12 protein-coding genes and 1 riboswitch are annotated in these 14,131 nt (G+C 51.8%); of the genes, 11 read left to right on the top strand and 1 reads right to left on the bottom strand.

The features are described from left to right. Positions 1-57 precede the first annotated feature (57 nt). From eutN to HA050_RS08215, 11 genes are all read left to right on the top strand, one after another. The gene (eutN, locus tag HA050_RS08265; protein ID WP_166824544.1) at positions 58-342 is read left to right on the top strand and encodes an ethanolamine utilization microcompartment protein EutN; all 285 of its coding nucleotides are present in this window, start codon (positions 58-60) and stop codon (positions 340-342) included. 33 nt (positions 343-375) lie between these two features. Beyond that, positions 376-1,794, top strand: coding sequence for an aldehyde dehydrogenase family protein (locus HA050_RS08260; RefSeq protein WP_205836346.1), 1,419 nt, complete (start codon positions 376-378; stop codon positions 1,792-1,794). 13 nt (positions 1,795-1,807) lie between these two features. Continuing rightward, positions 1,808-2,659, top strand: coding sequence for an ethanolamine utilization protein EutJ (gene eutJ / locus HA050_RS08255; RefSeq protein ID WP_166824445.1), 852 nt, complete (start codon positions 1,808-1,810; stop codon positions 2,657-2,659). Beyond that, positions 2,652-3,854, top strand: coding sequence for an iron-containing alcohol dehydrogenase family protein (locus tag HA050_RS08250; RefSeq protein WP_166824443.1), 1,203 nt, complete (start codon positions 2,652-2,654; stop codon positions 3,852-3,854). Before eutJ ends, HA050_RS08250 begins: the two co-directional genes overlap by 8 nt. A 158-nt stretch (positions 3,855-4,012) precedes the next feature. Further along, complete coding sequence (gene eutH / locus HA050_RS08245; RefSeq protein WP_166824441.1) at positions 4,013-5,254, top strand: ethanolamine utilization protein EutH; 1,242 nt, start codon at positions 4,013-4,015, stop codon at positions 5,252-5,254. A gap of 10 nt (positions 5,255-5,264) precedes the next feature. Further along, a complete protein-coding gene (locus tag HA050_RS08240) occupies positions 5,265-6,689 on the top strand; it encodes an ethanolamine ammonia-lyase reactivating factor EutA (protein ID WP_166824439.1) in 1,425 nt (474 codons plus the stop codon). 14 nt (positions 6,690-6,703) lie between these two features. Continuing rightward, positions 6,704-8,065 carry an ethanolamine ammonia-lyase subunit EutB gene (locus HA050_RS08235; protein WP_166824437.1) on the top strand — a complete coding sequence of 454 codons (1,362 nt, stop codon included), beginning with the start codon at positions 6,704-6,706 and terminating at the stop codon, positions 8,063-8,065. A 15-nt stretch (positions 8,066-8,080) separates the two neighbouring features. Next, positions 8,081-8,953: an ethanolamine ammonia-lyase subunit EutC gene (gene eutC, locus HA050_RS08230; protein ID WP_166824435.1), complete on the top strand. Its 873-nt coding sequence runs from the start codon at positions 8,081-8,083 to the stop codon at positions 8,951-8,953. A 10-nt stretch (positions 8,954-8,963) separates the two neighbouring features. Beyond that, the gene (gene eutL / locus HA050_RS08225; RefSeq protein ID WP_166824432.1) at positions 8,964-9,623 is read left to right on the top strand and encodes an ethanolamine utilization microcompartment protein EutL; all 660 of its coding nucleotides are present in this window, start codon (positions 8,964-8,966) and stop codon (positions 9,621-9,623) included. Between the two features lie 11 nt (positions 9,624-9,634). Further along, on the top strand, positions 9,635-10,225 hold the full coding sequence (locus HA050_RS08220; RefSeq protein ID WP_166824429.1) for a BMC domain-containing protein: 591 nt from the start codon (positions 9,635-9,637) through the stop codon (positions 10,223-10,225). A 408-nt stretch (positions 10,226-10,633) separates the two neighbouring features. After that, positions 10,634-11,710, top strand: coding sequence for a helix-turn-helix domain-containing protein (locus HA050_RS08215; protein ID WP_166824426.1), 1,077 nt, complete (start codon positions 10,634-10,636; stop codon positions 11,708-11,710). A 79-nt stretch (positions 11,711-11,789) separates the two neighbouring features. On the opposite strand, the gene HA050_RS08210 is transcribed toward HA050_RS08215, so the two are convergent. Further along, the gene (locus HA050_RS08210; protein ID WP_166824423.1) at positions 11,790-13,655 is read right to left on the bottom strand and encodes a TonB-dependent receptor domain-containing protein; all 1,866 of its coding nucleotides are present in this window, start codon (positions 13,653-13,655) and stop codon (positions 11,790-11,792) included. Positions 13,656-13,789: 134 nt separating this feature from the next. Then, positions 13,790-13,996: riboswitch (cobalamin riboswitch) on the bottom strand. Between the last annotated feature and the right edge of the window lie 135 nt (positions 13,997-14,131).

The raw sequence follows: 14,131 nt of genomic DNA, 5'->3' as shown, positions 1-14,131 counted from the left end.
TGCCGAAATAGCAGGCAGGGAATTGCTTTGCCTGAATTTTATGAATTGGAGCTCGTTATGAGGCTGGGTGTGGTTGTTGGACAGGTTGTTTCAACCGTTAAACATGCGGCTTTAACGCGTGAACGTTTGTTGTTAGTAAAGATGATTGATGCCAGTGGTGTGCCCAGTGGCGAGTTGCATGTTGCGGCAGACAGTATCGGCGGAGGCAATGGCGAATGGGTGCTGCTGGTTTCTGGTAGCTCGGCTCGTGAATCGACCAGCGAAGGTGCTCCGGTCGATCTGTGTGTCGTGGGCATTATTGATGAAGTCGTACTCGATGGTGCTGTGGCTTATCACAAGTAAGCCCGTGTTTGAGTACAGAACAGGAGACAGATTGTGGATTTGAAAGCGAAGGAAATAGAACAGGTTGTTCGGGCGGTGATTGCCTCGATGCAGCCAGCCTCTGCCGTAGCGGCGGCCCCTGTAGCAAAGCTGCCAGCTGGCGTGTTTGCTGAACTTGACGACGCTGTTGCCGCCGCAATCGAAGCCCAAAAAGCATTATCTTCCGTTTCGATGCGCCGCTTAGTTGTGGCTGCGATTCGCAGCGCTGGTGAAGCCTGTGCAAAAGAGCTGGCCGAAATGGCTGTGGCTGAAACCGGCATGGGCCGTGTCGATGACAAGATTACTAAGAATATTTCTCAAGCCCGCCTCACTCCAGGCGTGGAATGTTTAGAAGCCAAAGTGCTGACTGGTGATGACGGCCTCACCATTATCGAAAACGCCGCATGGGGGGTGATTGCTTCTGTAACGCCATCGACCAACCCCGCTGCCACCGTGATTAACAACGCGATCAGCATGATTTCTGCGGGCAATACCGTGGTGTTCGCACCTCATCCAGCAGCTAAGAAAACATCGCAACGTGCCATTACCGTTTTGAATGAAGCCATTGTGGCTGCGGGCGGCCCGGCCAATACGCTGGTGACGATCGCCAAGCCAACCCTCGAAGCCGCTCAGCGCTTATTTAAATATCCGGGCATTCATTTATTGGTGGTGACAGGTGGAGAGGCGGTGGTTGATGCCGCACGCTCGATTACCGATAAACGCTTGATTGCGGCAGGTGCTGGTAATCCACCCGTGGTGGTGGATGAAACGGCCGATCTTGCCCGTGCAGGCGAAAGCATTGTTTGGGGCGCTTCGTTTGATAACAACATGATCTGCGTGCTGGAAAAAGAAGTCATCGTGGTGGACAGCGTGTGCGACGCCCTAAAAAGCGAGATGAAGAAACACAAGGCCGTTGAATTAACGGCTGAGCAAGCAGAACGCTTGGAAAAAGTATTACTGACCAAGGTCGATGAAAGCGGCCATGGCACAGTGAGCCGTGATTGGGTTGGCCGTGATGCCACCAGGATTGCTGCGGCGATTGGCCTCGATGTACCCGCCGATACGCGCTTACTCTTTGTAGAAACACCCGCCAGTCATCCCTTTGCCGTGACCGAGCTGATGATGCCCGTGCTGCCGGTGATTCGCGCGCCAAATGTAAATGCTGCAATTGATCTGGCGGTGAAATTAGAAGGCGGCTGCCGACATACCGCAGGGATGCATTCACGCAATATCGACAATCTGGATCGCATGGCCAATGCCGTGAATACCAGCATCTTTGTTAAAAATGGCCCTCATCTGGCCGGCTTAGGATTTGGAGGAGAAGGCTGGACCACGATGACGATTTCCACCCCAACCGGTGAGGGTGTCACCTCTGCACGTAGCTTTGTTCGTCTGCGTCGATGTGTGATGGCCGGCAACTTCCGCATCGTGTGATGAGATGACCACTATGACTCCTCGTGATATTCAAAGCTGGTTGCAGCCTCGATTAGATCTTGCGCATGCCTTGTTGAATGATGCCACACCTGCCGGGGCAGAGCCCGTTATGGCCCTGGGCATTGATTTAGGCACCAGCGATGTGGTGTCGATGGTGGTCGATCAAAACGCCCAGCCTTTGGCCGTGTGCCTTGATTGGGCGGACGTGGTTCGGGATGGCATTGTTTGGGATTTCTTTGGCGCAGTGACAATCTTGCGCCGTCATCTGGATACCTTGGAAAGCATCTTTGGCCAGCGTTTCAGCCATGCAGCTACCTCGTTTCCACCGGGTACGGATCCGCGAATTTCGGTCAATGTGCTGGAAGCGGCGGGGCTGAATGTGACCGGAGTTTGTGATGAACCCTCAGCGGTGGCGCATCTGCTGCAGCTCGATCGTGCTGCGGTGGTGGACATTGGCGGCGGCACCACGGGGATTGCGGTGGTGGAAGGCGGGCGGGTGATTTACTCGGGCGACGAGCCAACTGGCGGCCATCATATTTCGCTGACGCTCGCAGGCAGTTTGCGTATGGCCTTAGAAGACGTCGATGTGATTAAAAAAACGCAGGGTAAAGATATCTGGCCGGTGGTAAAGCCGGTATTTGAAAAAATGAGCGACATCGTGCGAGATCATCTGGTGGGGCATGAGGTTGCAGATCTGTATCTGTCTGGTGGCTCTTGCACCATGCCGGGCGTGCAAGCGCTCTTTGCTCATGAGTTTCCCAATCACCGGGTTCATCTGCCCCGGCACCCTATTTATTTGACGCCACTGGCGATCGCTGCTTACGCCCTAAGCATCGTTGCAGAAGATGGAAATGCCCATGTTTAATCAAAATGAGATGAATAGTGCAATCTATCAAACGATAGATTTGCTCAATGCGCAAACGGTGAGTGCTTTTAATGTTCCGCCGGCCACCTTAATGGGGGCAGGAGCCGTTGCCAAAGCGGGGGCCGCTTTACGCCAGCGAGGCATCGTGCGCGCCTTCGTTTTGATTGATGAGTTCTTATTAAAAAATGGCCTGGCCGATGGCTTATTCCGCTCGCTGGAGCGGCAAGGCATTGCCTGGGAAGCAATGCCTTATCCACAGGGCGAGCCAGATAGCGCAAAAGTGGAAGTCGCATGCGCACAGCTGCGCGCCAGTGTTTGTGATGCGGTGATTGCATTTGGCGGCGGCTCGGTATTGGATACCGCCAAGGCGATTGCGGTGCTGGCTTTGCATCCCGGGCTGGCGGTGGCTCAGTTGGTTGATCCGGCCAATATCAGCCGTGGTCGTTTGCCGCTTGTTGCGATACCAACGACCGCAGGTACAGGGTCAGAAGCCAGCAATGTTTCGGTGGTTACGGATTCTGTTACCCACATCAAGCAGCTGATCCTGCATGAAACCATGTTGCCTGATTTGGCCATTATTGATGCCAGCTTAACGCTGGCCGTGCCTGCATCGCTAACGGCAGCAACTGGTGTAGATGCGCTGACGCATGCCATCGAAGCGTATGTGGCGCTTGGCGCTAATCCGCTAACACAGGCGCTGGCCTATCGGGCGATCGGCCTGATTGGTGATGCTTTGCCGGTTGCGGTTGGGCAGGGGAATAACGCCGCCGCGCGTGAAGCCATGATGCTGGGCTCTTATCTTGCGGGGATGGCGTTTTCCAATGCGGGCCTTGGTTTAACCCATGCGATGGCGCATCAAATTGGCGCTCGTTATGGCATTCCTCATGGCGTGGCTAATGCCTTACTGCTGCCTTCGGTTATGCACTTTAACCGCTTAGTTTGTAAAAAATCCTATGGCGAATTGGGCTTGGCCTTGCTTGGGCATGCGCTTTCAGACCGAGAGCTGATTGCTGCGGTTCAGGCGCTGATTATTGAAGTCGGCTTGCCGGGCAGTTTACAAATTGCCAGCGTAAACCCCGGGGACTTTGCAGAAATGGCCGATGCAGCGTTAGTTGATGTGTGCGCTGCCAGCAATCCAAGGAGCGCAACACGCGCGCAGATTATTGAGATTTATATGCATGCCTGGCAGCGTTAAGACATTGATAAATATTGAGATTAATATGCATGCCTTGCAGCACTAAGGCGTCAATAGATATTGAAATTTATATGGATGTTTGGCCGCGCTAAGGCATCGATAAAAGGGCATCGCAGCCATGGTGGCTGTTAGGGCTTTGATCAGGAGGGGAAGTAAGCATGGGTATCAACGACATAATCATGTGGTTCATGATGATCTTTATGATCATTGCCGCGTTTGACCGAATGCTGGCGCAGTTTGGTGGCTCGGAGGCCGTCTTGGGCAAGATTGGTCTTGGCTCTGTGGGGCGACAGATAGGCGGCTCGGGTGCTCAATTTGATGAAGGCTTTATGGCAATGGGCGCTTTGGGCCTGGCCATGATCGGGGTGATTGCTTTAGCGCCGGTGCTGGCTACTTTGCTTGGCCCCGTGGTGATTCCGCTTTATGAAGCGGTGGGCGCAAATCCCGCCATGTTTGCCGGAACTTTGCTGGCTAACGATATGGGTGGCTATTTCTTAGCTAAAGAATTAGCCAGTGGCGATACTGCGGCTTATCTGTACTCCGGCTTATTGCTGGGGGGAATGATGGGAGCAACCGTGGTGTTCCACATCCCGGTAGCACTGGGCATTATCGAAAAAGAAGATCGTCGTTTTCTGGCGCTGGGCATTATGGCCGGCATTATCACGATTCCCCTTGGCTGTATTGCGGGCGGTTTGGTGGCCATGGGAATGGGCGTTGCTGTGAATGGTCAGGTCGCTGATTTCAATGTGGTAATGCTGCTGAAAAATATGATTCCAGTGATTATTGTGGCGGCATTGCTGGCGCTGGGCCTGAAGTTTATGCAAGAGAAAATGGTTGCTGGTTTTCAAATTTTCGCTAAGTGCCTTGTGGTGGTGATTACTTTTGGCTTGGTTTTAGCCGTGCTGGAAGTGACTGTGGAGTGGACGATTATCCCAGGAATGTCGCCTATTTTCTCCAGCTCTGGCCAGGGTGGCGAGATGCTGGGTATTGAGAATATCGGCTTTATTGCCTGCGTATTACTGGGTGCATATCCCATGGTCTTTATGCTTACGCGCTGGTTTGATAAGCCTTTAATGCGCGTGGGTAGCTTGCTGGGTATGAACGATACCGCTGCGGCAGGTTTGGTGGCGACGCTGGCAAATTCAATCCCGATGTTTGGCATGCTGGCCAGGATGGATAACCGCGGCAAGGTGATTAACGTGGCCTTTGCAGTGTCTGCCGCCTTTACGCTTGGCGACCATCTGGGCTTTACCGCAGGCAATATGTCGGCAATGATTTTGCCGGTGATCGTGGGTAAATTATTTGGTGGTTTTACTGCCGTCGCCCTGGCAATGAAACTGGCTCCTAAAGATGATGTGACTCCAGCGGCTAAGCCAGTGAGTCAGTTGTCACACGCTTAAGGAGCCGCAGATGTCACGCCGGCAAATTCAAAGTGTGGGTATCGATATCGGGACCACCACCACCCAAGTGATTTTCTCGAGACTCGAGCTGATTAATCGGGCGGGGGTCTCGCAGGTTCCGTTATATGAATTTTCTAAACGTGACATCGTGTATGTCAGCCCCGTCGTGTTTACGCCCATCGATTTTGAAGGGCGGCTTCGGGAGGATGAGCTCGCAGCCTTTATTCGTGAGCAGTACGCTGCGGCGGGAATGGATCAGCAGCGTGTTGAGTCCGGCGCGATCATCATTACCGGTGAAACTTCAAAGGCCAAAAATGCCCGCCCTGCGGTACTGGCTTTGGCCGAAGAGCTGGGTAATTTTGTGGTGGCGAGTGCCGGGCCGCATCTTGAATCGGTGATTGCAGGCCACGGCTCAGGTGCGGGTGAGTTGTCCCGCCGGGAAACCAGCCGTGTCGTCAATATTGATATTGGCGGTGGTACATCGAACTATGTGGTGTTTGAAGCGGGCAGGGTGGTTGATAGCGCCTGCCTTAATGTGGGTGGCCGTCTTATCGAGCTGGATAAGCAGGGGCGTGTGCGGCAAGTGCACGCACCCGCACGCTTGATTTGCAGCGAGCTATTTGGTGCGGGCTTTGATCCTCTTCAATTGGATCGGGCGGGCATAGAGCGCGTGGTTCATCGCATGAGCGAGCTTTTATTTGAAGTGCTGATTGGCGAGCCTTCGCCCTTAGCCCGTGCGCTTTTAATGACTGATTGCCTGCACCCAGGCAAAGCTTACGACAGCGTGATGTTTTCGGGCGGCGTAGGCGAGTGCTATTACCACCCTGCTGCTGACGTACTTGCTTTTGGCGATGCTGGCCCCTTATTGGCGCTTGCGATGCATGGGCATTTGGCTTTATCCAAACAGCCGGTGCAGATGCCTGCACAAACGCTCCGGGCAACGGTGATTGGTGCTGGCGCTCATACTTTGTCTTTATCGGGCAGCACCATTTGGCTGAATCACCGGCATTTGCCGGTGCGCAATATTCCTGTTGTTCATCCTTTGATTGCATGGAGCGAAGTCACGCCGGGGGCCTTGGCTACCGAGTGGGCACACGTCGCCATGCTGATGGATATCGATCTGCAACACGATTTTTTTGCTTTATCCCTGCCGCGGGATTTGCCGGTGAGCTACTTGCAAATTGAGGCATGTGTGGATGAGTTAGCTTTATTTGGCCAGCGTTATCCTAATGCAAACCACCCCCTGCTGGTGACTGCCCGTCAGGATTTGGGCAAGGTTTTAGGCATGTTGTTACAGCCGCATTTAGTTGGCCGCGAATTGGCCGTGATTGATGAAGTGGAAACTCGTGATGGTGATTACATCGATATCGGTGAGCCTTTATTTGGCGGCGATATCGTGCCGGTCACCATTAAATCTCTGGCATTTCCTTCTTAGTTCAGGTGATAGATATGAAATTGAAGACCCAGTTGTTTGGTAAGACATACCAGTTTCGGGATGTCAAAGATGTGCTGGCGAAAGCCAATGATCCTCGCTCTGGCGATATTTTAGCGGGCGTAAGCGCGGCCAGCTCACAAGAGCGTGTAGCGGCTAAGCATGTGCTTTCTGAAATGTCGGTGGCGGATCTGCGCAACAATCCCGTGATTCCTTATGAAGAAGACTGTGTGACGCGGATTATTCAGGACGATATTAATGTCGCCGCTTACAACAGCATTCGCAGTAAAACTATTGCTGAATTGCGCGAATATATTTTGTCGGACACCACCAGCGTGGCAGACATTGATTTTATGCGTAAGGGCCTGAGCTCTGAAACGGTGGCTGCGGTTGCCAAGCTCTGCTCAAACGCAGATTTGATCTACGGCGCAAAGAAAATGCCGGTGATTAAACATGCCAATACCACGATAGGTTTGCCTGGCCATTTTAGTGCGCGTTTGCAGCCAAACGATACGCGTGACGATGTGCGCAGTATTGCGGCGCAGATGTATGAAGGTTTGTCTTATGGCTTAGGCGATGCCGTGATCGGGATTAACCCTGTAACCGATAATGTCGAAAACGTCACACGGATGCTCAATACCGTATACGAGGCGATTGATAAGTTTGCCATTCCTACCCAAGGCTGCGTGCTGGCGCATATGTCGACCCAGATCGAGGCGATTCGTAAGGGCGCGCCGGGTGGGCTGATTTTCCAAAGTATTTGCGGTAGCGAAAAAGGCCTAAAAGAATTTGGCGTAACTCTGGAGCTGATGGATGAGGCGCTGGAAGTGGGCCGCCAATACAACCGGCTGGCTGGGCCAAACTGCCTGTATTTTGAAACAGGGCAGGGCTCGGCACTATCAGCCAATGCACATAACGGCGCAGATCAGGTCACGATGGAAGCTCGTAATTACGGTCTTGCCCGTCATTACGATCCATTTTTGGTGAATACGGTGGTGGGCTTTATTGGGCCTGAGTATCTCTATAACGATCGCCAAATTATGCGTGCCGGCTTAGAAGACCATTTTATGGGCAAACTGAGCGGTATCTCGATGGGGGTGGATTGTTGTTACACCAACCATGCCGATTCTAATCAGAGCGCGAATGAATCTTTGGCTATTTTGCTGGCCACTGCAGGCTGCAATTTCATTATGGGGATGTCGATGGGCGACGACATTATGCTGAATTATCAAACCATGGCATTCCACGATACCGCCACAATTCGTCAGTTGCTTAATTTACGCCCAGCGCCAGAGTTTGAAGCATGGATGGAGAAAATGGGCCTGATGGAAAACGGCATATTGACGCCGCGTGCTGGTGACTCGTCAATCTTCTTTTAATTTCAGGGTGTAAAAATGGACAAGATGCAAATTGATGAGATTGTACGTGCCGTAATGAGCCAGCTTGCTGCAGAGCCTGCTGGCACAGAGGCTGAAGTGTGTCAGAGCAATATGGATCAGGCCAGCTTGCCTGATTTGGGTGGCGAAGCATTTCGTACCTATATGGGCGTAGAAAATGCGCATCGCCCTGAAGTGCTGCAAGAGTTTCGTAATTGCACTGCTGCCCGGGTGAATACAGGCCGTGCCGGGCCACGGCCTCGCACTACCGCTTTGCTGCGTTTTCTGGCGGATCACTCGCGCTCAAAAGACACGGTATTAAAAGAAGTGCCGCAAGAATGGGTGGAAAAACAAGGTTTATTGGCGCTGCAAAGCGAAATTAGCAGCAAAGATCAGTATTTAACACGCCCAGATTTAGGCCGCCGCCTTTGCGCTGAATCGCTGGCTCTTTTGAAAAGCAGCTGTAAGCAGCAGCCTGATGTACAGGTGGTGATTTCGGATGGTTTATCGACCGATGCCATTACCGTCAACCTGGATGAAATTTTGCCGCCGCTGTTAAAGGGCTTGGAAAGCGCAAACCTGAATGTGGGGACGCCGCTCTTTGTACGCTATGGCCGCGTTAAAGTACAAGACCAGGTGGGGGAAATTTTAGGCGCAAAAGTAGTGATTTTATTAGTCGGAGAGCGCCCGGGTCTTGGGCAATCTGAAAGCATGTCTTGTTATATGATCTACAGCCCGACGGCAGAAACGGTTGAAGCAGATAGAACTTGTTTTTCTAATATCCACCGGGGGGGCACTCCGCCCGTTGAGGCTGCCGCTGTTATCGTTGATTTAGCGAAGCAGATGCTGGCAAAAAAAGCGTCTGGCATGTCCCTCAGCCGTTCTGCATAAGGAGTACATCATGGCAATGCTTGATCTTATTAAACCCAGTGTGAAAGCGATGCGTTTGATTGCGTCGGTTCAGAGTGATTTTAAAAAAACACTCAAGTTGCCTGAGCATATTAATTGCCTGGGGCTGCTCACCGCTGATTCAGATGATGTGGCGTATATCGCTGCAGATGAAGCGACCAAACAGGCGCAGGTTGAAGTGGTATTTGGCCGCTCGCTGTATGCGGGTGCGGCGCATAGCTCTTCTCCAACTGCCGGTGAAGTCATGATTATGCTGGGCGGCAGCTCGCCTGCCGAAGTGCGTGCGGGTTTGGATTCGATGGTGGCAACCATTGAAGCCGGGCCTGCCTTTCGCTGGGCGAATGACGATGAAACCATCGCATTTTTAGCACATGTGGTGTCTCGTACCGGCTCGTATTTATCCGCACAAACCGGTATTCGCTTAGGTGACCCACTGGCGTATCTGATTGCTCCGCCGCTGGAAGCCACTTATGGCATTGATGCGGCGCTGAAGGCGGCTGATGTGGAGCTGGTGAGTTATGTGGCTCCGCCATCAGAAACTAACTATTCCGGCGCGTTTCTCACAGGTAGCCAAGCTGCGTGTGATGCGGCCTGCCAGGCATTTACCGCTGCGGTATTAGAAGTTGCACGCCAGCCTGTGGGCCGGATTTAACAGAGGTCGTGATGATTAATTCCTTGGGTTTACTTGAGGTCCGTGGATTTGTAACCGCTCTTGAGGCGGCGGATGCCATGCTGAAATCGGCGAGTGTGCGTTTGATTCGCCAATATGAGACAAACCCAGGTTGGATCTCGCTCGTGGTGGAAGGCGATATTGCTTCTTGCCGGGCGGCGGTTGATGCGGGTGTTGCTGCGGCGGCAAGGTTGGGTGAAGTGGTGAGCCGACAAGAAATTGGCCGCCCCGATCCTGATGTTGAGCGCATGATACTCAAAATGCTCGCACCTAAACCTAAAAAGCAGCGCGTTGCCAAGCCCGCTCCCGCCGGGATTCCGGCTGAAGTGGTGGCCGTTGCCAAGGCAGAGGCTGAGGTGGAAGCACCTGTGGTGCTGGCTTCTGCTGATGAGGAAAAAACCGTGGGGATGGGGTGTGATGAGCTTGCTATTTTAGCGGCAGTGGCCGCTTCTGAGAGTGGCCTCACGCTTGCAGAGTTGATTGTTGCATTACCCGAAGCGGGGGTAACTCGCCGCGCACTTGAAAATATGTGCAAAGCAAAACGGCTTGCCAAAGTTATGGGGCGCTATTGCAAGCTTGTCTGAAATGAACTGCTCTTTTTGTTTTACCCTAACCGGCACAGAGGCTAACGCTGTGCCGGTTTTTTGTTTTTCAGCATTTGACTGCAAGTCATAGTGATGAAATTTGCACGACCTATCCCTTATTTAATGTCGTGAAAATGCCTGTGGAATAATTTGGTAATAATAATTCTTGTGCTTGTAAGATTTAAATATCCGATTGATTTGTATCAATAATTTATCTCTGATAGCCGCTATTGTTGAGTTTGGATGTCATGTGTGTGGCGAGTAAATCAACGGCAAAGCGGATGCATGAGAAGAGATAATGAGAAAAGGAAAAAGTGGTTTTAGCGCCGTTTACATAAATGGCAGGAGGACGTTCTCGCAGGCAATGGCAGCACGTAATTTCCCGTACTTTGTACTGAGTATTTTACAATGACAGGGGTTTTGCCAGGCTTGGGGTGGTCTGTTGCAGAGCCAGCGGGCATGCATCATTTAGTGCGTTTAGCTCAAGGTCCTCAGCGTGATTCACTGGGGCGGGATGGACAGTTACACATAGAGAGAAGCAGCGATGTCTGCCAGCAGGCCCGCAGTATTACGGCGTGGCAGCAGCTTTATGATCAGCTTAAACCGGGGCAGTTTCAGGGATATTTGGCTGAAACCTGGCTGGATGGCGTGCAATGCTTTGAGGAGCATACCAGCCATGCTTTACGTCAATCCTGCATGGTATGGCCCGGCTCTGTATGGGTAGGCATTCCTACTTCAAGCGAGCATTTTGCGCGAATTGGCACTACAAGCATTGAGGCGGATACGGTTGCAATCCGCAGAGGGGGGCTAGAGTTTGAGCTGGGTACGCCTGATGATTTCCAAATCATGGGTTTGGTGCTCGCCCAAAGCGAGCTGGAAAGCTATACCACCATTTTACAAGGTGAGTCTTTGCCTTTAGATAATACGATGGTGCTGCACGTGGGCTCTGAGCGGATGCGTAAATTTACGCATTTTATGCGGGCCATGCTGCAGGTGGCGGGAAATGGATCGGGGCAACTGCTTGAGCAGGTTTGCCGAAAACAATTACGGCATGAGCTGCTCGATGGCTTTATCGGCTTGATTGATGACGCCAAACCCAATCGGCAAACCATACGCCGGGTCGATAGTGCCTGGCAGGCGGTCGCCAAAACCCGCGAGTTTGTATTGGATCGTGCTGGGGAGCCGATAAGCATTGTTGAGCTTTGCGAGTATTTGGGTATTAGCCGCCGCACTCTACAAAATATCTTTCATCAAACTTTAGATATTTGTCCCTTGGCCTATTTGAAAGCGATTCGCTTAAATGCAGTTCGCCGAGAGTTGCTGGCCCCTTATTCGCAATATGACTCGGTACAGCAAGCTGCAGCGGCTATGGGGTTTTGGCATATGAGCCAGTTTTCTCAGGATTTTAAAAAACTATTTGGTGAGCTGCCGTCTGCAGCTCTGGCCCGGCGCGCACCTTTAGCAAGGCGCAGCTCTGTAAGTTAATCGCATATTGAGTCGTTAATCATAAAAGCCCCACATCGATCATCTGATGCATGTGAGGCTTTTATTTGTTCATATGATCTTAATGTTGCCAGCGCAGGTTCAGCATGGCATTACGGCCCAGCGTGCCGTAATCTTTTGCCAGCTCGTATTCGGTATCGAATACATTGTTAACACGGGCTTGCATCGACCATTGCGGATTGATTTGCCAGTTAGCAGAGAGATTCGTCAGGGCGTAGCCTGCTAATTCTTTCTTATTGGCGGCATCGTCAAAGCGCTTGCTTTGGGCTTGTACTTCGGCGCGCAGGGTCCAGGTGTTCAGGGTGATGCCTGCATAGACCTGGCCTGAGTATTTGGCCCGGCGTGCTAATTCATTCCCTTTGTTTGCACCATTAGATTCATCGCTGCCATTGAGGTAATCGTAGCTCAGGCCTGCCAGCATGCCATTTGCTTTCCAATCTGCAGCCAGTGTTACGCCTTGCATTTCGGCCTGAGCTACATTGCTGGGAATCCATGCGCCTGAAGGTGTTGGGGCCCATTGAATTAAATTGGATACGCGGTTTTTATAAACAGTTAAAGAAGAGGTGATTTCTTTACCATTAAATCGGACAAACATTTCCTTATTGATAGACTCTTCAGGCAATAGATTTGGGTTGCCCGAGTTTGGCCAATACAGGTCATTAAAGGTGGGTGCTTTGAATGCCGTGCCAAATGTTGTACCTGCTTGCCATGTATCACTCAGCTCTAAAGAAAATGCGGCGCTGCCGGTGTTTTTACGCCCCAGCAGAGAGTTATCATCACTGCGAGCATTAAACTGCACAGAGAAAATATCAAAGTGGCCTAAATAGCCTGCTTGTACGCTGTTGATCCGGCGCTGATCCTGATCGTACTTCTGATCGCCACTTACTTTTTGCTCTAAAGTTTCTGCGCCAATTTGAAGGGTACCCGCACGGGTATCAAAATCATTCATCCATGACCATTGAGTTTGAGTGGTCTGAATTTTGGATGTGTTATCTGTGTAATCGTTAAAAGCTTTAGGCGTGATGTTTTTGCTTTCGTCCACGCTATAGCCCAATTTCAGCGTACTGTTCCAGTTGGGCGTCAGTTGATTTTGGGTCCAGATATTGGCGCTGCCATTTTTGCTTTCTTCCCGGTAGTCATAGCTTTGCGCCAAAGGCCTGTAATTGGCATCGCTGACTGAGCTGTCGTACTGATTTTTGCCCCATGCCTGCAGCAGGCTGGCGCCCAATTCATTCTCTTCATTGATTTTGTGTCTTACAGATAAAGCCACGCTATTGTTTTCGTAGCCATCTTTATCCGCGTAAAAACCGGCGCTTTTAGGATTACTTGAAAGATTAATGCCGTCTGTTTTGAAGCGCGCCACGCTCAAGTTATAGCTGGTTGCCTCGTTCCCGCCAGAAATCCCGGCATTGGCATCTACTGTATTATTGTTGCCATAGCCAATTTCAACGCTTGGGTGGAAGCCTTTATGGCCTTGCTTCGTGAAAATCTGAATTACACCGCCAATCGCATCCGAGCCATACAGGCTGGCCGCCGGGCCGCGCAGAATTTCAATGCGATCAACTTGTGCCAGTGGTAAGTGCTGCAGCGCTGCCGTGCCTAGTGTGGCTGAGCCAAAGCGAACGCCATCGATCAGCACCAAAGTATGCTGTGCGCTATTGCCGCGGATAAATATGCTGCTGCTTTTGCCAGCCCCGCCCGTGCTGGAGATTTGTACGCCTGGCTGGCGGGCCAGTAATTCTGGCAGATTGATTGTGCCAGCAGCCTGAATGGTTTTTTGATCCAGTACGGTGACATCACCGATGACTTCTTTGGCGGCTTGCGGCAGGCGGGCGGCCGTGGTGACGACGGCGGGCAGCTGAACAACTTCAGCCTGTGCACAGATACTGGCGATTAAAAGGCTTAATGGGGCGATACGAAATAGCATTACTCTCTCCTGAGTGCCACACCCGCTGTGTGGCGATGATAGCAGCAGGGGGAGCAGGAGATGATGCACGGCCAAAGCGCGATGAATCTCACCCGCTTCGTGCACCCTGCCGCGCGTTGGTTGCCTTGGCTGAGTGTCAGCAAAGGTCTAAGGCCGGTCTCCGGGCTTGCAAGAGTCGCTATCGGTTTGGAAAACCCGACAGATCAATACACCGCCTTCCCATCTTTGTCAGACAGTGGCTGTGGGTGTATTTACGCTTGTTTACCGTTGCAGGGGCAGCGCAGGATTTGAACCTGCTTCCCGTTTCACTCGTGTTGAGCACCTTATAAGGGGCGGATTGTATACTGCCTTGGTATTTCTTGCCTTTCGGGTTTAAGACATATTTATTTGTATTTAAGTAAGTATTTGGAATATAGCTGCGTGCCAGGCAAAAAAAACGCCACGCAAAGAGCGTGGCGTTTTTGGGAGCATATTGC

The sequence above is a fragment of the Iodobacter violaceini genome (genome assembly GCF_011601265.1).
In the GTDB taxonomy this organism is placed as follows: Bacteria; Pseudomonadota; Gammaproteobacteria; order Burkholderiales; family Chitinibacteraceae; genus Iodobacter; species Iodobacter violaceini.
This window is presented reverse-complemented; position numbering and strand designations above follow the sequence as displayed.

What these genes read in the sequence shown, in the direction of transcription:
- eutH (WP_166824441.1), top strand. Translation starts at nt 4,013, where the DNA reads ATGGGTATCAACGACATAATCATGTGGTTCATGATGATCTTTATGATC.
- eutN (WP_166824544.1), top strand. Translation starts at nt 58, where the DNA reads ATGAGGCTGGGTGTGGTTGTTGGACAGGTTGTTTCAACCGTTAAACAT.
- eutL (WP_166824432.1), top strand. Translation starts at nt 8,964, where the DNA reads ATGGCAATGCTTGATCTTATTAAACCCAGTGTGAAAGCGATGCGTTTG.
- HA050_RS08220 (WP_166824429.1), top strand. Translation starts at nt 9,635, where the DNA reads ATGATTAATTCCTTGGGTTTACTTGAGGTCCGTGGATTTGTAACCGCT.
- eutJ (WP_166824445.1), top strand. Translation starts at nt 1,808, where the DNA reads ATGACTCCTCGTGATATTCAAAGCTGGTTGCAGCCTCGATTAGATCTT.
- HA050_RS08240 (WP_166824439.1), top strand. Translation starts at nt 5,265, where the DNA reads ATGTCACGCCGGCAAATTCAAAGTGTGGGTATCGATATCGGGACCACC.
- HA050_RS08235 (WP_166824437.1), top strand. Translation starts at nt 6,704, where the DNA reads ATGAAATTGAAGACCCAGTTGTTTGGTAAGACATACCAGTTTCGGGAT.
- eutC (WP_166824435.1), top strand. Translation starts at nt 8,081, where the DNA reads ATGGACAAGATGCAAATTGATGAGATTGTACGTGCCGTAATGAGCCAG.
- HA050_RS08215 (WP_166824426.1), top strand. Translation starts at nt 10,634, where the DNA reads ATGACAGGGGTTTTGCCAGGCTTGGGGTGGTCTGTTGCAGAGCCAGCG.
- HA050_RS08250 (WP_166824443.1), top strand. Translation starts at nt 2,652, where the DNA reads ATGTTTAATCAAAATGAGATGAATAGTGCAATCTATCAAACGATAGAT.
- HA050_RS08210 (WP_166824423.1), bottom strand. Translation starts at nt 13,655, where the DNA reads ATGCTATTTCGTATCGCCCCATTAAGCCTTTTAATCGCCAGTATCTGT.